This window comes from Campylobacter taeniopygiae (genome assembly GCF_005406225.1).
In the GTDB taxonomy this organism is placed as follows: domain Bacteria; phylum Campylobacterota; class Campylobacteria; order Campylobacterales; family Campylobacteraceae; genus Campylobacter_D; species Campylobacter_D taeniopygiae.
In genome coordinates, this window is the sequence record NZ_NXLY01000004.1 from 24,876 (window position 1) to 43,714 (window position 18,839).

General features: G+C 30.6%; 20 protein-coding genes. 2 read left to right on the plus strand and 18 right to left on the minus strand.

Annotated elements, in window-relative coordinates:
* Window positions 1-41 precede the first annotated feature (41 nt).
* Entirely contained in the window at window positions 42-524 is a 483-nt protein-coding gene (locus CQA75_RS02610; RefSeq protein ID WP_137623507.1) for a peptidylprolyl isomerase, read from the minus strand.
* 9 nt (window positions 525-533) lie between these two features.
* On the minus strand, window positions 534-1,241 hold the full coding sequence (locus CQA75_RS02615) for a YebC/PmpR family DNA-binding transcriptional regulator (protein WP_137623508.1): 708 nt from the start codon (window positions 1,239-1,241) through the stop codon (window positions 534-536).
* A gap of 108 nt (window positions 1,242-1,349) precedes the next feature.
* Here CQA75_RS02615 and CQA75_RS02620 point away from each other — a divergent pair, with 108 nt between their 5' ends.
* Together CQA75_RS02620 and CQA75_RS02625 are read left to right on the plus strand one after the other, a co-directional pair.
* A complete protein-coding gene (locus CQA75_RS02620) occupies window positions 1,350-1,691 on the plus strand; it encodes a DMT family transporter (protein ID WP_137623509.1) in 342 nt (113 codons plus the stop codon).
* The gene (locus tag CQA75_RS02625) at window positions 1,688-2,002 is read left to right on the plus strand and encodes a DMT family transporter (RefSeq protein ID WP_407920018.1); all 315 of its coding nucleotides are present in this window, start codon (window positions 1,688-1,690) and stop codon (window positions 2,000-2,002) included. Before CQA75_RS02620 ends, CQA75_RS02625 begins: the two co-directional genes overlap by 4 nt.
* 7 nt (window positions 2,003-2,009) lie before the next feature.
* Here the strand turns inward: CQA75_RS02625 and argS are convergent, their stop codons facing one another.
* The 16 genes from argS to cetA form a co-directional block, all read right to left on the minus strand.
* Window positions 2,010-3,602, minus strand: coding sequence for an arginine--tRNA ligase (gene argS / locus CQA75_RS02630; protein ID WP_137623510.1), 1,593 nt, complete (start codon window positions 3,600-3,602; stop codon window positions 2,010-2,012).
* 9 nt (window positions 3,603-3,611) lie between these two features.
* On the minus strand, window positions 3,612-3,851 hold the full coding sequence (locus CQA75_RS02635) for a Sec-independent protein translocase subunit TatA/TatB (protein WP_137623511.1): 240 nt from the start codon (window positions 3,849-3,851) through the stop codon (window positions 3,612-3,614).
* 1 nt (window position 3,852) lies between these two features.
* Window positions 3,853-4,470, minus strand: a complete 618-nt coding sequence (gmk, locus tag CQA75_RS02640; RefSeq protein ID WP_137623512.1) for a guanylate kinase — start codon at window positions 4,468-4,470, stop codon at window positions 3,853-3,855.
* Window positions 4,471-4,473: 3 nt separating this feature from the next.
* Window positions 4,474-5,964, minus strand: coding sequence for a hypothetical protein (locus tag CQA75_RS02645; protein WP_137623513.1), 1,491 nt, complete (start codon window positions 5,962-5,964; stop codon window positions 4,474-4,476).
* Between the two features lie 53 nt (window positions 5,965-6,017).
* Complete coding sequence (gene fliR, locus CQA75_RS02650) at window positions 6,018-6,785, minus strand: flagellar biosynthetic protein FliR (RefSeq protein WP_137623514.1); 768 nt, start codon at window positions 6,783-6,785, stop codon at window positions 6,018-6,020.
* Entirely contained in the window at window positions 6,772-7,407 is a 636-nt protein-coding gene (locus CQA75_RS02655) for an ABC transporter ATP-binding protein (protein WP_137623515.1), read from the minus strand. Before CQA75_RS02655 ends, fliR begins: the two co-directional genes overlap by 14 nt.
* An 11-nt stretch (window positions 7,408-7,418) precedes the next feature.
* Window positions 7,419-8,492: a translation elongation factor Ts gene (gene tsf, locus CQA75_RS02660; RefSeq protein ID WP_137623516.1), complete on the minus strand. Its 1,074-nt coding sequence runs from the start codon at window positions 8,490-8,492 to the stop codon at window positions 7,419-7,421.
* Window positions 8,492-9,283 carry a 30S ribosomal protein S2 gene (gene rpsB / locus CQA75_RS02665; protein ID WP_137623517.1) on the minus strand — a complete coding sequence of 264 codons (792 nt, stop codon included), beginning with the start codon at window positions 9,281-9,283 and terminating at the stop codon, window positions 8,492-8,494. Before rpsB ends, tsf begins: the two co-directional genes overlap by 1 nt.
* 115 nt (window positions 9,284-9,398) lie before the next feature.
* Complete coding sequence (locus CQA75_RS02670; RefSeq protein WP_137623518.1) at window positions 9,399-10,562, minus strand: SAM-dependent methyltransferase; 1,164 nt, start codon at window positions 10,560-10,562, stop codon at window positions 9,399-9,401.
* 122 nt (window positions 10,563-10,684) lie between these two features.
* Window positions 10,685-11,797: a c-type cytochrome gene (locus tag CQA75_RS02675; RefSeq protein ID WP_137623519.1), complete on the minus strand. Its 1,113-nt coding sequence runs from the start codon at window positions 11,795-11,797 to the stop codon at window positions 10,685-10,687.
* Window positions 11,797-13,044, minus strand: coding sequence for a cytochrome b (locus tag CQA75_RS02680; protein ID WP_137623520.1), 1,248 nt, complete (start codon window positions 13,042-13,044; stop codon window positions 11,797-11,799). The genes CQA75_RS02675 and CQA75_RS02680 overlap by 1 nt, the downstream gene beginning before the upstream one ends.
* 2 nt (window positions 13,045-13,046) lie before the next feature.
* Window positions 13,047-13,550 (minus strand): ubiquinol-cytochrome c reductase iron-sulfur subunit, encoded by a 504-nt coding sequence (petA, locus tag CQA75_RS02685; protein ID WP_137623521.1) that lies wholly within the window; start codon window positions 13,548-13,550, stop codon window positions 13,047-13,049.
* Window positions 13,551-13,638: 88 nt separating this feature from the next.
* Window positions 13,639-14,904, minus strand: coding sequence for an arsenic transporter (locus CQA75_RS02690; protein ID WP_137623522.1), 1,266 nt, complete (start codon window positions 14,902-14,904; stop codon window positions 13,639-13,641).
* Window positions 14,904-16,763, minus strand: a complete 1,860-nt coding sequence (gene mnmG, locus CQA75_RS02695; protein ID WP_137623523.1) for a tRNA uridine-5-carboxymethylaminomethyl(34) synthesis enzyme MnmG — start codon at window positions 16,761-16,763, stop codon at window positions 14,904-14,906. Before mnmG ends, CQA75_RS02690 begins: the two co-directional genes overlap by 1 nt.
* Window positions 16,764-16,859: 96 nt before the next feature.
* Window positions 16,860-17,354 (minus strand): bipartate energy taxis response protein CetB, encoded by a 495-nt coding sequence (gene cetB, locus CQA75_RS02700; protein WP_137623524.1) that lies wholly within the window; start codon window positions 17,352-17,354, stop codon window positions 16,860-16,862.
* Window positions 17,355-17,364: 10 nt separating this feature from the next.
* Window positions 17,365-18,741, minus strand: coding sequence for a bipartate energy taxis response protein CetA (cetA, locus tag CQA75_RS02705; RefSeq protein WP_137623525.1), 1,377 nt, complete (start codon window positions 18,739-18,741; stop codon window positions 17,365-17,367).
* Between the last annotated feature and the right edge of the window lie 98 nt (window positions 18,742-18,839).

An 18,839-nucleotide genomic window follows, 5' to 3' on the forward strand; every position in this document is an offset into this window, starting at 1 on the left:
GTTATTTTAAGAAAAAAAAGCTTTAATTTAGATTATATTAATCATTTTTTGCTAGTAATTTCTATATCTAAAATTTTATCGCCTTGGCGTATTGAGTCTAGCACCTCTAAACTTTCTTCATCTTCTAAATCGATTTGCCCAAACACAGTATGCACTCCATCTAAGTGAGGTTGTGGGCTATGACAAATAAAAAATTGCGATCCACCAGTATCTCTTCCTGCGTGTGCCATTGATAAAGTTCCGCGTAAATGCTTATGCTTTTGATCATCGCATTCGCAAGGAATTTCATAACCAGGCCCGCCTATGCCATTACCATAAGGACAGCCTCCTTGCACAACAAAATTTGGAATCACTCTATGAAAGGTTAGATCTTTGTAAAATCCTTCATTGACTAGATTAGCAAAATTGCAAACCGTTTGAGGAGCTTCATCTGCAAAAAGCTCGAGTTTCATTGTGCCTTTTTCTGTTTTGATTAAAGCAAATTTATATTTGTCTGCATTAGTAGTATCGATTTGCTTAAGCATTTTTTCTCCTTATTCTATATTGGTATAAACAGCTTGAACGTCATCGTCTTCTTCAAGTTTATCTAAAAGCTTTTCTATATCGTTAAGTTGCTCTTCGCTAAAACTTAAAGGATTGTTAGCGATGTATTCAAGTCCGGCTTTTTTAAGCACCAAACCTTTAGCCTCTATAGCCGAGCTTAATTCTCCAAAGGCAGTATAATCTCCGCTGATAACTAATTCTTCTTCATTTTGTTCTAATTCTTCAAGACCAGCATCGATTAGATCGAGTTCTAATTCCTCTAAATCTCCTGTAAATTTTTCAAGATGAAAAACCGCTTTTCGATTAAACATAAAGCCCAAAGATCCATTTTGCAAAATTTCTCCACCATTTTTACTGAAAGTTGCTTTTACATTTGCCACTGTTCTAGTAGGATTATCTGTCATGCATTCAACGATCACTAAAACCCCATGCGCTGCTTTTCCTTCATAATGGATATTTTTTATATCCACACTATCTTTACCACTCGCACGTTTAATCGCCGCATCAATGTTATCTTTAGGCATATTATTAGCTTTAGCAGTCGCTATAGCACTTCTTAATTTTGGATTCATATCAGGATCAGGCCCGCCTTCTTTGGCTGCTACTTGTATAGCCTTAGCAAGCTTAGGAAAAAGCTTACTCATCTTATCCCATCTAGCCTCCTTAGAAGCTCTTCGGTATTCGAACGCTCGTCCCATAAGTTTCTCACTTTCTTAAAGATTTTTACGCTTGAAAGTATAAAACAAAAAGGCTGATTAAAGCTTTAAATGATATGATTTCAGCACTTAATTTTAAAAAGGATTGGAGTGATTGCAGAAAAAAAGGGACTTTTAAAAGCTTGGTTTTTTTTAATATGTGCTATTGTTTTTGAAGTTTTGGGCACGAGTTTTTTAAAAATGAAAAACGTGATTTTGGGTTATTTTTTTATGGCTATGTTTATTGCTTTTTCTTATTTTTTTCTAAGCAAAGCCATCACAAAAATTCAAATTGGGATCGCTTATGCGATTTGGGAATTACTAGGCGTGATTCTTATCCTTTTAGTTTCTTTTATCGTTTTTAAAGAGAATTTAACCTTGACTCAAATTTTAGGAATTGTTTGTTCTATTGCTGGGATTATTATGATTAATATCGGAGAAATTAAAGAGTGAAATTTTATTTTTTAATTATTATTTTATCTGCATTTTTAGACATCTTTGCAAATTTATTACTTAAAAAATCTAATGGCTTTAAGTATAAATTTTGGGGAGTTGCTGCTATTTTTAGTGCTATCTTAGCCTTTTTTCTACTCTCTTTTGCTTTAAAATACGTGCCTTTAAGTATTGCTTATTCGACTTGGGGTGCTATAGGGATTATCGGAACGTGTGCTGGAGGGTGGATTTTATATAAAGAAAAATTAAATAAAATAGGAATTTGTGGCGTTTTTTTAACTATAGCGGCTGTGATTTTGCTCAATTTTTAGAATGGATTTAATGATCCATTCTATTTTTTGCTTCAATCCCCATCAAAGCAAAAGCAGTTCTTATGCTTAAGGCAACCATAGCAAATAATTTTAATAAACTCTTCTCGTTTTCAGTGCCCACTACTTTATTTTCATTGTAAAATTTATGAAAACTTGCTGCTAAATTTTTTAGATAATCTGGAATTTTTTGCAAAGATCGACTCTCAAAAGCATCATTTAAAATCGCTTTTAAATTTAAAGCTTCAAAAAGCAAATTAGTCCCATCTTGGTTTAAACTTTCCAAATCAGCCTCAATCACATCTGCGACGCTTTTATTTGCCTTTGCAAAAACTTGATGAATTCTTGCATGGGCGTAATTGATATAAAAAACAGGATTGGAATTATCTTCCTTTTGTAGATCGCTCACATCAAATTCTAAATGAGTATCACATCTTTTACTTAAGAATATATAACGCAATGCATCTGCGCCAATTTCATTTAAAACATCACTCATTAAGATGAAATTTCCTGCTCTTTTACTCATCTTGTAAGGCTCACCATCTTTAAGCAAGGAAACCATCTGTGCTAAAATGATTTCAAGATCATCTGGATTAAAACCTAAATAATCCATAGCGGCTTTCATTCTAGGAATGTATCCGTGATGATCAGCTCCCCAAATATTGATACACTTATCATAAGATCGACTCATTTTATCTTTATGATACACTATATCAGCAGCTAAATAAGTTCCACGACCATCCTCGCGAATAATCACACGATCTTTTTCATCTCCTTTTAAAGAAGAAGCTAACCAAATTTTTCCCTCTTTTTCATAAATACCTTGATGCTCTTTTAAGGCTTCTAAAGTCGCATTTAAAGCATCATAATAAGATCTTTCGCTTACATAATTATCGATTTTGATTTTTGCTTGATCTAAATTTTGCTTGATTAGAATCAGCATTTTATCTTTTGCCCAATCTGATAAAGAAGGGATATTTTCTTCTTTAAAGAATTCTTTTCCAAATTCTTTATAAGCCTCTTCAGCCAAATCGCTGATATAATCGCCTTTGTAGTATTGCTCTGGATATTCTACTTCTTCTTTTAAAATTTTCTCTTTTACACTCAATAAAACAGAAAGTCCAAGAAGATAAATTTGATTTCCCGCATCATTGACATAATACTCTGTATCAAATTTATAACCTAAATGCCTTGCTACTCTCGCTAAAGTATCACCAAAGATAGCTCCTCTTGCATGGCCTATATGCAAAGGACCTGTAGGATTTGCACTCACGTATTCAAGTAAAAAAGTTTGAGTTTTACCCTCATCTTTGGCAAATTCATTTGGATTTTTTAAAGCTTGAGTTACAAGCTCATTTAAAAAGTTTTTTGAAATTCTAAAATTAAGATAACCATTGATGGCTTCAACTTTTTCAAAACAATGATGATTTTGAAATTTTTGCGCCAAATCATTAGCTATAATCATAGGAGATTTTTTTAACTCTTTAGCTAAAGAAAAAGCTAAAGGAGTGGCAAAATGTGCTAAGTTTTTATCCTTAGGATTTTCAAGAATAAAATCACATCCTAAAACTTTTTTAATTTCGTTAAAAATAATACTTTTCAAGAAAAAACCTTAAGCTTTTTTCGTTTCGTCTATATTTGCATCAATGTTTGTATTATTTTCTTTATTTTGCTTTTCTTCGATTTTTTGAGTATTTTTAGCTGTTTCATCATCGCTATTCATCTCATCTTTAAAGGTTTTTATACCTTTGCCTAAACCCTTTGCAAGTTCTGGAATTTTTTTCGCTCCAAAAAGCAATACAACAATTAATAAAATAATCAACCAATGACTAGGACTTGACCAACCACCCATTTTATTCTCCTTTATTCCAAGTATTTTGAATTTGATCTAGATCTTGCCCCTTTGTTCTTAACCTATGGGCGACTAAAATTGCTCGCAATGCTTCATAACTTTGATCGAGTTTATCATTGATGATCAAATAATCATACTCGCAAAGCTCTTTCATTTCATCGCTTGCATTCTCTAATCTTTTTTCTAGTTGTATTATTGTATCAGTATTTCGCTTAATAAGTCTTTTTTTTAATTCTTCTTTATCCTTTGTTGTGATAAAAACGGAAACAATTTTATCTTGCAACTTTTTTTTGGCTATTTTATATCCTTGCACATCTATATCAAGAACGACTATTTTTCCATTATTAAGCGCTTCTTGCGTGTATCGCAATGAAGTTCCATAAAAATTTTCATGCACCTTAGCCCATTCTAAAAAATAGTCATTTTTTATATCTTCTTGAAATTCTTCATGACTAACAAAATAATAATGCTCTCCGTGTCTTTCACCCTCTCTTGGAGATCTAGTTGTAGATGAAATTGAAAAATATAAATCTGACTTAAATTCTTCAAAAAGCTTTTTTAAAAGTGTGGATTTACCCGCTCCGCTAGGTCCTGACACTAATAAAATGAAATTTTTCAAATATTATTCCTCATTAAACGTAACATTAATGTTGATGTTCATATTCATACCCTTAAGAGCTGCTTTTAAGGTATTATCTTTAATACTTGAAGTGATCGCTCCTGCAATACTTTGACTCAATTCATTGACAATTTCTTCATTGTCCGTTTCTGACATCTTAGTATCTTGATCATTAGATGCTAATTCTTCGATCGTTTCTTCTTGCGTTATTGCTTCACCTAAAGCTTGTTGTATATCGCTTTCTTTAATACTATCTAATTCACTCACTGCTAAATTTGGAACCACGACTTCTTCCTCATCAATTTGTAATTCTTTTTCATCAAAAACAGGCTTGTCTTTAAAATCCTCTAAAATTTGAGGGCTATCATCTTCATCAATCTCATATTCAAGCTCATCAAGCTGGGCTAATTCTTCTTTTATCTGATCTTGAGTACTTAAATTTCCAAAATCATTGATTAAATCTTCTTCTGAAGTTTCTTCCTCTTCAATTACAGGTAAAATTTCCTCTTCTGATTCTTCTGCGTCTTCTTTGTTTTGTCCTAAAAATTCCGCATCTTCTGGAATATCATCAAAATCGACTTCTTTTTCTTGTTCTTCAACTATAGGCAATTCATCCTCAAAAGATTCTTCTTGAATATTTGTTTGTTCTGATTCTTCATCTAAATTTTCTTCTTGCGATGAAAGATCATCATCTTGTAAATTTTCATCATGATCTAAATTTTCATTATCATCAATGTTACTTTCTTCTGATGTCTTTTCTTCTTCATCTAGTTCATCGATATTTTCTTCGAGTTTAAAATCATTATCGATTTCTAACTCATCTTGATTTTCTTGCGATACTTGAGAATCCTCTTTAATCTCTTCTGTTTTTTCGCTTGATTCTGCAATTTCATTTTCTTCAAGATTTTCAAAATTTTCTAATTCTTCATTTGAAGAATTTTCTTGATCTTTAACTTCTTCAAGATCATCAAAATTTCCTAATTCTTCTTCATTTATAGAATTTTCTTCCTTTGCTTCTTCAAGATTTAAATTTTCCTCACCTAAATTTTCCTCATCAAAATTCAAATCATCGATTTTAATTTCATCTTCACTAGATTCACTATGAGAATCTAAATTTAAATCGCCTATATCAAGTTCGTTTTTGCTAGTTTCATCATCAGAATCTTCAATAGCTGTTGTAGTAATGGTATCGTCGATTTTTAAATTTTCCCCATTTAATAAATTTAAAAAATCCGTAGGTAAAAAAGGCTTGTATAAAATTTGCGCATCAATATCAACATTTTGATTACGTGGTGCTAAAAATATCAATTTATCACATTTTTCTTTTAAAACCTTTAAAGGAGCTGGAATATCACTATCAACTACAATAACATCATAATGACCTAAATCTTCACTATAAGTATTAAGCTCTTCAAATTCATAAGACATTTTTTTAGCACTCAGACTTATCAATCTTGAAACTACAGAATTCTCATTTAAAAGTAAAATTTTCATCGCTTATCCTTAAAAATAATCACTATTCTACAAAATTTTCATTTATCCTTTGCTTAGACAAAAAAGAGAGTTTGCATATGAGTGATTGCTTCTAATATCAAATCCTTAAAATACTCCATCATCACAATTAAAATAACTATTAAAACAATAATCCCTAAAGCGATTTTAATAGGATAACCAATAACCAAAAGATTAAATTGTGGCATAGTTTTCATCAAAAGTCCAAAAATAGTATCAGTAAGCAAAGAAATTCCAAGTATAGGAAAACTCATGGTAAAACCTATAATAAAAATATTTAAAATACCCGAATTTAAATAATGCATTAAATTTTCTTGAGGATAAAAAGCCCCCAAATCAATATAACCCAAAGAATAACTTAAAAATAAAAGTATCAAATGATGTCCATTAAAAGCTAGAAAAAACAACAAAGCAATTAGATGTAAAATTTGAGATGTGATTGGCATATTTGTACCCGAGCTTGGATCTAAGACATTAGCCATTGTAAATCCCATGATAAAAGCGACTTGCTCACCAGCCATCATAATAATAGCAAAAATAATTTGCAGTATCAAACCTGCGATCATTCCAAAAATCACTTCGCTTAAAAGTTGGATCACAAAAAAAGCATCCAAATGCAAATTTTCAAGCTTTGCTAAAGGATATAAATACATAGTTAAAAATAAAGCTAAAGTTGTTTTAATAACTATAGGAATAGAATTATGAGAAAAAAAAGGAAAAAAAACTATAAGCCCACTCATTCTAGCAAAAAGAAGCATAAAAGTGGCTACATTTTTATCGCCTAGATAATTAACAAATTCCATTTGATTTTAAAGTATAGATTTGATCGCAAAATTTTGCAAGATTGTGATCATGAGTAACAAAAAATAAAGCCGCTTCATTTTCTTTAACATAACTAATTAAAAGTTCTATAACATTTTTAGCATTATCAAAATCTAAATTTCCAGTCGCTTCATCTGCAAAAATAATTTTAGGTTTTTTACAAAGCACTCTAGCTATGCTTACACGCTGTTGTTGCCCACCGCTTAATTTTCCTATTTTTTGATTTAAAAGCTTATCAATGCCTAGTTTTTCCAAAATTTTTTCATCCAATTTTTGGTGCGATAAAACACTAGCAAGTTCTATATTTTCTAAAGCAGAAAAACCCTTAAATAAATAATGTGTTTGAAAAATAATACCAAAATCATAACGACGAATTTTTAATCTTTCATTTTCATTTAAATGATAGAGGTTCTTATTTTTGTAAAAGACATCGCCTTTATTTGGCTGAAGTAAAGAAGAAAGGATATGCAAAAGAGTGGATTTTCCACAACCACTACTCCCCTCTATAGCAATACAATCTTGAGTTTTTAAAGTTAAATTTAAATTTTCAAAGAGCGGATAATCAAAGCTATGACTTAAATTCTCCGCTCTTAAAAGTTCCATTATAATCGCTTTTAAAGTTGCGCAGCTACTTCAGCAGCAAAATCTTCAGTTTTCTTTTCTAAACCTTCGCCAACCTCAAAACGGATAAATTCCACGATTTTAATTTTACCGCCCAATTCTTTTTCCTTTTCAGCGATAACTTGCTCTATAGTTTTTTTATCATCCATAACATAAAATTGTCCCATTAGGGTTAATTTACTATCAAGTTGAGAATTATCCGCTATAAAGCTGTTCATTTTTCCAGGAATGATATTGTCCCAAATTTTTTCAGGTTTTCCTTGTGCTTTAAGCTCAGCTTTAATATCTTCTTCTGCTTGTTTTAAAATTTCTTCACTAAGTTGTTTTCTACTTGCAAATTTAGGTATTTTAAGCTCTGGCTTATTTGGATCTTTTAATCTGCGTCTTTCTTCATTTTCTTTTTCAAGTTCAGCCACCAAAGCTTTATATTCACTCTCAACAAAAGAAAGATCTAATTCTTCATAACTTAAATAGCTTGGTTTCATCGCTGCTATATGCATACAAATTTGTTTTAAAAAATCTCTTGATTTAGAAGCGATTTCAGCACTATCACAAGCAGCAGCAATGATAACACCTATACGTCCATTTGTATGGATATAACCATTAACAACGCCATTAGCACTTGATTTTAAAGTTGCAAATCTTCTTACAACCAAGTTTTCACCAATGGTTGCAATTTGACTTTTTAAATATTCTTCAAATTTTACCCCATTGATCATACTTGAATGAAGTTCTTCAACACTTTGTAAGCTATTGTTTTGAATATGCGCTGTTGTATCTTTAGTTAAAGAAATAAATTGATCATTCTTAGCTACAAAGTCAGTTTCTGAATTGATCTCAGTGATGGTTACACTTGAAAAATCATCATTAACTTTAACACTCACCAAACCTTCAGCAGCAAGTCTATCAGCTTTTTTTGCAGCCTTGCCTAATCCTTTTTCTCTTAAAAGCTGAACTGCTTTGTCAAAATCTCCATCGGTTTCACTCAAAGCATTTTTACAATCCATCATCCCCGCGCCTGTACTTTCGCGGAGTTCTTTTACCATTGCAGCAGTAATTTCAGCCATTATTCTTGCTCCTCTTTAAAATCTTCTTCACTCATAGCTTCATCTAAAACTTCTTTTTTTTCTTCTTCTGTGATTTCTTGCTCTTGTGTAGCTGGAACTTCACCATCTTGTTCTCTTAAATTTTTTCCTTCATTGATAGCTTCAGCTATTTCTTGGCAGAAAAGTTGAACAGAACGAATCGCATCATCATTGCCTGGAATAGGATAAGTTACTAAATCAGGATCGCAATTTGTATCAAGAGGTGCTACAACAGGAATTCTTAATTTATTTGCTTCTTGAACAGCAATTTTTTCTTTAACTGTATCGATAACAAAAATCATATCTGGTTGAGTTTTTAAATGACGAATTCCTCCAAGATAAGCTAATAATTTTTCTTTTTTTCTTGTAAGCATCAAAGCTTCTTTTTTAGTTAAAAGTTTGATACTTCCATCTTCTTCCATTTTTTCTATAACTTCTAATTTTCTAATTGATTGACGAATAGTGCCAAAATTGGTCATCATACCGCCTAACCATCTGTGATTTACATAAGGCATACCGCATTTTTCAGCGTATTCTTTAATCGCTCCGCCAGCTTGTTTTTTTGTTCCAACAAAAAGTATAGTTTTTCCTTCAGCTGCAGCATCACGAACGATATTGTAAGTGTATCTAAAATATCTCAAAGTTTTTTGTAGATCTATAACATAGATACCTTTTCTTTCACCAAAAATAAATTTCTTCATTTTTGGATTCCATCTTCTTGTTTGATGTCCAAAATGAACACCGCATTCTAATAAATCTCTCATGCTAACCATGATTTCTCCTTATAAATTTAGCTTTATTCCTCCGCACCCCTTAACTAAACAAGCTAAAAAGGAAGTTGGTGCGTGCGAAATGAAGTTTCGATTTTACCAAAATTAAGTTTAGTTTTTACTTATAAATATACTCTTTGGTTAGGCTTAATTCATTATTGATTTCTTTTGTAATTAGAAATTGAAACAAATCCACACTGCCCACACGAAAAGCTGAAGCACAAGATCTTAGATATAAATCCCACATTCTGATAAATTTTTCATCATATTTTTCTCTCACTTGTGGTAAAACTTGATTGAAATTTTGGCTCCACATATCTAAAGTTTTAGCATAATGTATTCTTAAACTTTCTGCTAAAAGAAGATGAAAATCCCATTCACTCATAATACTAATAACCTCTCTTAAAGAAGGTAAATATCCCCCTGGGAAAATATATTGATCAATCCAAGCATTAGTTTTTCCCTCAAACATAGATAAAATAGAATGCAAAAGCATCATTCCCCCTGGTTTCAACACTTGTTTAACTTTCATAAAATAAAGCCCTAAGTTTTCTTTACCTACATGCTCAAACATACCCACAGAGACAACCTTATCGAAATAATTTTCAAATTCTAAATCTTGGTAGTTTTGCAATCTTATTTCAACTTTATCTTCAAGATTAAATTCTTTCACTCTTTCTTTTGCTTTTTTATATTGCTCTTCAGAAATTGTAACTCCAACAACATTAACACCATATTGCTGTGCAGCCATAATGGAAAGCCATCCCCAACCACAACCTATATCTAAAAGCTTTTCTCCTTTTTTTAAATCAAGTTTTTTTAAAGTATGATTGATTTTGTTAATTTGTGCTTGATAAAGAGTATCATTTGGATTTTTAAAATAGGCACAAGAATAACTCATAGTTTCATCAAGCCATAATTTATAAAAGTCATTTCCCAAATCATAGTGGCTTTTGATATTTTTGCTCTCTTGTTTTTGTGTAATTTTGCTTAAAGCATCTTCCTTATTTTTTAAAAAATGTTTATTTGAAAAATAATATAATACCCTAGCTATCTCATCATAATTTCCTTCTATATCAAGCTTAGATTCCATATAATGCTTTGCAAAAACTAAACTTGTATCGTTAAATAAATCAAATAAAGGTATTTTCTCTTTAAAAATTAAGGTAAATTGAGAAGGTTTTTTTCCAATGATCAATTCCTCGTTATCCCAAAATATAACTTTAAAATCACCATAATTCCATTTTGAAAGAATCTTTTTAATTAATTTTTTTTCAAACATAAATACTCCAATTTAATAAAAATTATTAAACAGCAGTATTTCTCTTTTAAGTTTAAAATCTAATAAAATTGAAGATAAATTAAAAGATTTTCATCAAAGCCTGATGAAAATCTAAAAAAGGTTTAATGAAGTTTAGACCAAACTGAACGTTTCCAGCCTATAGCAAATACGCTTAAAATCGCGAAGAATATCATGATATAAATTCCTGTTTTTTCTCTTTCTTCTTTTTTGCTATCACCTACTTTTTCAATATAAGAAATAACCTTAGCTTGAGCAGATTCTGTTAAACCAACTCTTGGCATAGCAGTTCCTGGAAGTAGTTTTTGAGTATCATTGATAAAGTCGTGTAGATATTGTTCTCCACGAGATCTAATCATCATAGAAAGATCAGGCGGTATTGAGCCTAAATAAGTTTTCAAATCACTATGTTTTGAAGGAGTGAAGAAATTATCATATTTTACATCATGACAACGACCACAAGCTTCTATAAAAGTAGCCTTATCTTTAGCAAATGCAATGTCTTTATCTATTAAAGCAGTTTTTTCAGGACTATTTGCCATTTTTTGATATTTAGTTTCTATTTCTTTTTTAATTGCAGCATTTTCATTGGCTTCAAATTTAGTTCCCATTTCTTTAAGATAAGCAACCACGTTAGCCACATTAGCATTCATAACTTCTGGAGTATCTTGATAAGGAGGCATTGGGAAGGCATCTCCAAATTTATGATATACCTTTAAAGTTACAGATGGATTCATCACCAAAGCTGCTAAAAATTTATCATCAAAAATAGCCCCAGCAGAACTTAAATCAGGAGGAATAACTCCAAAAGTAGAAGAATCAGCAACTGGTGATGTGATATTATCTTCTTTTAAGCCATGACAACCTGCACAATTTCCAGCAAAAAATTCTTTACCCTTAGCCGCATTACCTTTACTAAGATCTATTTTTGCAACATTATCCCAAAGAGTTGTAACTTGATTTAAATCCTCTTTTGCTTTGTCAAGTTCTTTTTGAGCACTTTCTATTCTTTTAGCATCATTTGCCTTTTTAGCATCAGTTAAAGCTGTTTCTTTTTGAGCTAAAATATTCTTAGCATAATTGATATCTTCTGCAGAAAAATCAAAATTAGCAGGAGCAACATGCGGTTTCATTACAGAATGAGCATAAGGTTCAACACCCCAATACACAATTCCTGCAAAAATTACTACTATTAAAAATATTTTAATTTCTCTCATTATCTAGCTCCTTTTCTTTCCATAATAGTAATTATAGGTAAGATGACTAGAAGTAATAATAAAAATACAACAGAAGCATAAAATCCTACCCAAGCATTTACACCCGTTGGAGGCAACTTGCCATAAATAGTCAAGACGATCATATCTACAAGTAAAATCCAAAACCAAATAAAAAATAAAGGTCTTTCATGAGCTGGTTTTACCACTTCACTTCTATCAAGCCAAGGAAGTAGGAAAAAGATCACTTGAGCCACACCAAAAGCCGCTAAACCGATACTAAAAGCTTTGATACCTGCTATATCAAAGAAAAATCCTCTTAAAACCTCATAACTCCATAAGAAATACCATTCTGGATAAATATGAGGTGGAGTTTTAAGCGCATCCGCTGGATCAAAATTGATAGGATCCATAGCAAATTCGAATTTAAAACAAACCAAATAAAAAAAGAAAATCATGAATAAACAAATATACATAAAGTCTTTAGATAAAAATCCTGGCCAAAAAGGAATTACTTTTGAATTTTTAGTATCGCCTGCCATATATTTTTCAGCTTCTAAATCAAAATCTAATTCTTCAGAAATTTCATTATTTACATGTGGAATTCTTAAAGAATAAAAATGGAAAGCAATGATTGAAATAATCACAATAGGAAGCAAACATACATGAAGCATAAAAAATCTTGTTAAAGTTGGATCAGAAACAGCATAATCCCCACGAATCCAAATTACAAGTTCAGGACCTATAAAAGGAATTCCTCCAAAAAGATTAGTGATAACTTGTGCAGCCCAATAACTCATTTGTCCCCAAGGAAGCATATAACCACTAAAAGCTTCAGCTGAAAACACAACAAAAAGAAGCATACCGCTTACCCAAATCATCTCTCTACCACGTTTATAAGAACCATAATAAATTCCGGTAAACATATGAATATAAATGATTAAAAAGATTACAGAAGCAGCTACACCGTGCATATGACGCCATAACCAACCATAATCAACCTCTTGCATAATTGTTTTATTTACACTATTAAAAGCAAGAGTAGTATCAGGCTTATAATACATTACAAGTAAAAGACCTGTTACAAAAAGTACTGCAAAAAGCGTTGTTAAAATAACACCCATCGCCCAAAGAAAATTAATTTGTTTTGGGATCCAGTATTTTGCCATCAAAACATCAAATAATTTATTGACAGCTAATCTCTGATCAAGCCAATCTATTAAGCCATTTGCTTTTCTAATATGTGCCATAATTAAGCCTCCTTGGTCATTTGTTTATATTCTGGACCCTCTTCGCCTAAAACAAGTTTAGTTCCTTCAATTTTAAAAGGAGGGATATCAAGAGGTCTTGGAGGAGGTCCAAAGATATTTTTTCCACTTGTATCGAATTCCCCACCATGACAAGCACATTTAAAAATTTGCTCACTTGGATGATATGCAGGAATACAGCCTAAATGGGTACAAAGTCCTATAACAACAGTATATGCCGCATTATCAACAACAACATCACGCTTTGGATCTTTCGCCATACTAGCATCTTTTTTTAAAATAAAAATAGGTTTTTTTCTCCACTCTATCGTCCTAAGCTCTCCGGCTTGCATTCCTGATAAATCTACTGTAGTAAAACCTGCAGCTTTAACACTTGGAAGTGGATCCCAAGTTTTTTTCATTGCAACAAGCGAAAAAACACCGCCTACAGCAGCTACGGTTCCAAATGCAACTCCCATAAAGCTTCTTCTGCTTTCAGATGTAGCCATAACTCGTCCTTTCATTTTTATTTAAACAAATCATTAGTTTATCTAAAATAAAATAAATTTTTTCTTTGCTTATTAATCTCTTGTTTACTTATTTCAAAATAAGCCCCAAAAAAGAGAAAAAAAGAACGGGCAAAGTGATAAAAAAGCTAAATTTGCAATACTTTAAAAAAGAAATTTTAATACCTCTTTTTGCCAAAAGTTCTAACCAAAATAAAGTTGCTAAAGATCCTATAGGGGTAAGCTTTGAACCGATATTAACTCCTAAAAGATGTGCATATACCATATCTTTTGGAAAATCTTTCAACGCTAAATCACCGATTAAAGTCATAGGTAAATTATTAAAAATTGAAGATAATAAAGCTGAAATAAAACCTGTGCCAAAAATAGAATTGATTTCATTGTATTTCAAATTCTGATATAAATTGGATAAAATTTCACCTACTCCACATTTATGCAAAGCAAAAACAACGATATAAAGTCCAAAGCTAAAAATAAAAATACCCCAAGGCGCATGTTTAATTACTCTTAAAGCCTCTCTTTTTTTAATCCTATAAGCTATAAACCAAAAAAACAAAGATTCGCATAAAGCGATCAAGCTTTTATCCCATTGATATATTTGAGCGATAAAAAAACTAAGTACAAATAAAATCAAATAACAAATACAAAAAATAAAAAAAGAAGTAGAAAATTTTACCTCTTTGGATAGTTTTATTTCAAGATAGCATGGTAGGGATCTTAAAAAAACAAAACAAACAATAAAAAGGATAGAAAATAAAACAAACAAACTTGGTAAAAACATATTTTTTGCAAATTCTAAAAAATCAAGATTAAAATAATTAGCCGTGATTAAATTAGTTAAATTAGAAATAACCAAAGTATTAGAACTTGCATCACATAAAAAAGAAACACTCAATAAAAAAGTATTTATAATGATACTATCTTTTAAATTTTTAAAAGTGCTAAAAATCGCAATAACAATAGGAGTGATGATCAAAATAGCACCATCATTTCCTAAAAAGGCAGTGATAAAAAATACAAAAACAAGTAAAAAAAGCATTAATTTCTTAGTCGAAATTTTTTCATTTTTATTTTTAGAATAATCCAAAATTTTTCCAGCTATGAAGTCAAAAAAACCTAAAATTTCCAAAGCAAAAGAAAGTATCATGAGTGCTAAAAGGGTTAAAGAACTTCCCCAAACAAGATCAAAAATAAAAACAATATCATTCCAATTTACAAGTTTAAAAAAATAAACAAAAAAAGCCCCGATTAAAGAAATTATCCATAAAGATAAATTCCAAGGCCTTAAAAAAATAAAAACTAAAGTGATTAAAAAAAATAAAACCGCAAGAAACATTAATTTTGTTTCTTTTGGATTTTTATATAAATTTGTAAAATATCTAAAGCCGCAGGAGTGATACCGCTAATCTGACTAGCAGCAAACAAGGTTAAAGGTCTATTAAGTTCAAGTTTTTCAATTACTTCATTGCTTAAACCACTCACACTTTTAAAATCAAAATCTTTAGGAATACGCATATCAATTAAATTTTTCATTTTTTCAACTTGTGCTTTTTGCATGATGATATAATGATAATATTTAGCTTCATTTAAAATTTCTCTTAAGGAATATTCATCCATAGTTTCAAAAATAGGATCTAGTTTTTTTAATTTTTCTATATTAAAGCTAGATCGTGCAACTATTTTTTGCAAATTAACAATAGAACTGATTTTTTCTTCACCCAAATGAGTCAAAAATTCATTATTTTGATTATTAGGTGTCAATTCTTTTTCCAAAAGAAATTTCAATCCTTTATCTAAATTTTCTTTAATATTTTCAATGAATTTATAATCCTCATCCCCTAAAAGTCCAAATTCCTTACCATATTTTCCAAGTCTAATTATGGCATTTTCTTCTCTTAAAAGTAATCTAAATTCAGCCCTTGAGGTAAACATTCTATAAGGTTCTTTTGTTCCTTTAACTACTAAATCATCGATTAAAACGCCTATATAAGCCTCATCTCGTCTTAAAATAAATGGTTCTTTTTCATCAAGAGCTAAAACAGCATTAATACCTGCCATAAAGCCTTGTGCTGCCGCTTCTTCATAACCTGTCGTTCCATTAATCTGTCCAGCGCAATAAAGATTTTTAATCTTTTTAGTTTCTAAAGTATGGTAAAGTTCTGTTGGATCAATATAATCATACTCGATTGCATAACCAAAACGTGTAATTTTAGCTTTTTCAAATCCTTTTATAGAAGAAAGCATTTCTTGTTGAACTTCGTAAGGTAAAGAAGTAGAAAATCCATTGATATAATACTCAGTAGCATCAATGGTTTGAGGTTCTATAAAAAGATGATGGCTTTCTTTCTCTGCAAAACGATTGATTTTATCTTCTATAGACGGGCAATATCTTGGCCCCACTCCTTCAATTTGTCCTGTAAAAAGTGGAGCACGATAAAAATTATTTTTAATAATTTCATGAGTTTTTAAATTGGTTCTTGCTATGTAACATGGTAATTGAGTGGGATTAAAATCTCTAGTTTTAAAACTAAAAGCCTTAGGGTTTTCATCTCCGTATTGAATTTCAAGGGCATTAAAATCGATAGTTTTTGCATCCACTCTAGGACAAGTTCCTGTTTTTAAACGTCCCATTTTCAAATTAGTATGAGATAAATTTTTTCCTAATTTTACAGAAGCAAGTTCTCCAACCCTCCCTGCTTCAAGTTTGTTTTCTCCTATATGAATAAGTCCATTTAAAAAAGTTCCTGTTGTTAAAATAATTTTTTGAGCTTTATATTCATTATTTAAGTTAGTTTTTACTCCAATAACTCTATCTTTGTCAAATATCAACTCGCAAACTTGTTCTTGTGAAATTTCTAAATTTTCAAGCTTTAAAAGTTTGTTACGTGCAACAATACGGTATTTATCCATATCAATTTGTGCTCTACTGCCCCTTACTGCTACACCTTTACTTTCATTTAAAATACGAAATTGTATGCCTGCACTATCGGTAATTTCACCCATTAAACCACCCATGGCATCAAGTTCTTTAACCAAATGTCCCTTAGCAAGTCCTCCAATAGCTGGGTTGCAACTTGCCGCACCGATTTGTTCTATAAGGGTTGTTAAAAGTAAAGTTTTTTTGCCCATTTTAGCAGCAACAGCACTCGCTTCGATACCAGCATGTCCGCCACCTATGACAATAATATCGAACATATTTTTTCCTAAATAAATGAAGTTTTTTAAAAACAATGAATAGAGATTATATAACATCAAGACTTAAAACAAAGATTGTTTTAAGTCTATAAATTTTTATTTGTCTTCTTGAAGAGAGAATATTAATTCATTGTAGCTTTTACCCATGCTTTTACAGAAATCTTTTAACATTTCCACACCTTTATGAATGCTCTGTTTTTCAGCTCTTAATAAATCGTTATAAAGATTTTCTATAGTTTCTAACGCTTTACGATTTGGCATACGCCTAACAGAATAATATCCGATAATATTATTTCTAGTATCTAAAGAAGGTGTTACATTAGCAAAAACCCAATAATAATCATTATTTTTAGTTTTATTCTTTACATAAGCGAAGATTTCTTTGCCTTCTTTCATGTAATCCCATAAAAATTTGAAAACAGTTTTTGGCATATCTTGATGTCTTACTATATTATGCGGTTGATATAATACTTCTTTCATGGTATAATCCGCATATTTTAAAAAATCATCATTTGCATAAACTATTAAACCTTTTAAATCTGTTTTTGAAGTTATCAAACTATCTTTTTGTAAAAAAATTTCTTTTGACATTTAAACTTCCTTAAATTTTTAATTTATCTAAAATCTCAGTACTTTTGTGTTCTAAAACTTTTATATCATTGACAATAGTATCATATACTCTTTGATCAATATAACTTGCTTTTGATTCCTCTATAGCTTTTTTCGCATTTGATTTGATTAGTTGCTTTGTAGAATCTAATTCTTCATCCGATACAAAATGATTAATAATATTTTTGATTCTATCATCAAGACACAAATTAGAAATTGGATCCACGCTAGATAAGTCAAATTCTTGTGCTCCATTGAGATTTAAATATATATTTGATTTATATAAAATATGATCAAGTTTTATAACTGATAATGCTAATCTATTAGCAAGTTCTGAAAAATCTTTACCCAAAGTAGAACTATTTTCCTCTAAACCTCTAAAAGCTTGAGAGAATTTTTGGATTCTTTCTTCTGATTGGCTTACGATATTAAAAACTTGCTCACTGCCATTTTGAATATTGATAAAATCTTGTTGCATAGTTTGAATTGCTATAGAAATTTCACTTGTAGATCTTTGAGTTCTTTCGGCTAATTTTCTAACTTCATCAGCAACCACCGCAAATCCTCGCCCATGCTCTCCTGCACGTGCGGCTTCTATTGCTGCATTGAGTGCAAGTAAATTTGTTTGATCAGCAATATCTCTAATTACCTCAACTACAGAAGTAATATTTTGAGAATTAGCAACAAAAGTTTGAACGGTTTCTTTGCTTGAATTAACCACTTCCATTAAAGAAGCCATAGCATTTTGTAAAGAATCAACCTCACTACCATTTTCTGTTGCTGTATGAGTGATAGAATTAACCACATCATGCACATCTTTCATAACATCAATATCTTTATTTAAAGAGACTGAAATTTGTGACATATCTTTATTTTGATTTCCAAGGCTAAGATCCATCAAAGCTCTTGATAAAGCATTTTTAAAGACAGATTTTGAAGTATTTTCCACATTAACTAAAGCTTTATTGATAAATTCAATATTATGAGCAAAAATACCCTTAAGACCTTCAGGTAAAGCTTTACGATAAAATTCTCCTTTTTGCGAACAAGCTATAGAAGTGCTGATCTCTCTTAAATAAGCTTCAAGATTGTCTAAAGTATTATTAAGATTATCTGAAATTTCTGCGAATTTTTGACTTTTGGTTTTTATATAAACAACCCTATTTTCGAAATTTCCTTCTCTTAACTCCTTGCAAAGATCATATAGCTTATCTATCATTATTTGTTCATCTTTGTAATATATAAAAAGATAAATCATAAGCGCAATAGCAAGTAATATAATCACTGCTCCAACATAAGCATGAACAAAAATCGTTCCAAAGATACTTAAAATACCCAGAAAAATAGCCAAAAATAATCCATTTTTCATTGAATTAGGTCTCCCTTTCTTACAATAAATATTTATTTTTTATGATTTTAAATCAAAAAAAAGATAGAACTAACCTTTGTAAGATAAATTATCAAAGA

What these genes read in the sequence shown, in the direction of transcription:
- CQA75_RS02645 (WP_137623513.1), bottom strand. Translation starts at nt 5,964, where the DNA reads ATGAAAATTTTACTTTTAAATGAGAATTCTGTAGTTTCAAGATTGATA.
- tsf (WP_137623516.1), bottom strand. Translation starts at nt 8,492, where the DNA reads ATGGCTGAAATTACTGCTGCAATGGTAAAAGAACTCCGCGAAAGTACA.
- CQA75_RS02610 (WP_137623507.1), bottom strand. Translation starts at nt 524, where the DNA reads ATGCTTAAGCAAATCGATACTACTAATGCAGACAAATATAAATTTGCT.
- petA (WP_137623521.1), bottom strand. Translation starts at nt 13,550, where the DNA reads ATGGCTACATCTGAAAGCAGAAGAAGCTTTATGGGAGTTGCATTTGGA.
- fliR (WP_137623514.1), bottom strand. Translation starts at nt 6,785, where the DNA reads ATGGAATTTGTTAATTATCTAGGCGATAAAAATGTAGCCACTTTTATG.
- CQA75_RS02655 (WP_137623515.1), bottom strand. Translation starts at nt 7,407, where the DNA reads ATGGAACTTTTAAGAGCGGAGAATTTAAGTCATAGCTTTGATTATCCG.
- CQA75_RS02690 (WP_137623522.1), bottom strand. Translation starts at nt 14,904, where the DNA reads ATGTTTCTTGCGGTTTTATTTTTTTTAATCACTTTAGTTTTTATTTTT.
- cetA (WP_137623525.1), bottom strand. Translation starts at nt 18,741, where the DNA reads ATGAAAAATGGATTATTTTTGGCTATTTTTCTGGGTATTTTAAGTATC.
- CQA75_RS02670 (WP_137623518.1), bottom strand. Translation starts at nt 10,562, where the DNA reads ATGTTTGAAAAAAAATTAATTAAAAAGATTCTTTCAAAATGGAATTAT.
- CQA75_RS02675 (WP_137623519.1), bottom strand. Translation starts at nt 11,797, where the DNA reads ATGAGAGAAATTAAAATATTTTTAATAGTAGTAATTTTTGCAGGAATT.
- mnmG (WP_137623523.1), bottom strand. Translation starts at nt 16,763, where the DNA reads ATGTTCGATATTATTGTCATAGGTGGCGGACATGCTGGTATCGAAGCG.
- cetB (WP_137623524.1), bottom strand. Translation starts at nt 17,354, where the DNA reads ATGTCAAAAGAAATTTTTTTACAAAAAGATAGTTTGATAACTTCAAAA.
- rpsB (WP_137623517.1), bottom strand. Translation starts at nt 9,283, where the DNA reads ATGGTTAGCATGAGAGATTTATTAGAATGCGGTGTTCATTTTGGACAT.
- CQA75_RS02680 (WP_137623520.1), bottom strand. Translation starts at nt 13,044, where the DNA reads ATGGCACATATTAGAAAAGCAAATGGCTTAATAGATTGGCTTGATCAG.
- CQA75_RS02615 (WP_137623508.1), bottom strand. Translation starts at nt 1,241, where the DNA reads ATGGGACGAGCGTTCGAATACCGAAGAGCTTCTAAGGAGGCTAGATGG.
- CQA75_RS02635 (WP_137623511.1), bottom strand. Translation starts at nt 3,851, where the DNA reads ATGGGTGGTTGGTCAAGTCCTAGTCATTGGTTGATTATTTTATTAATT.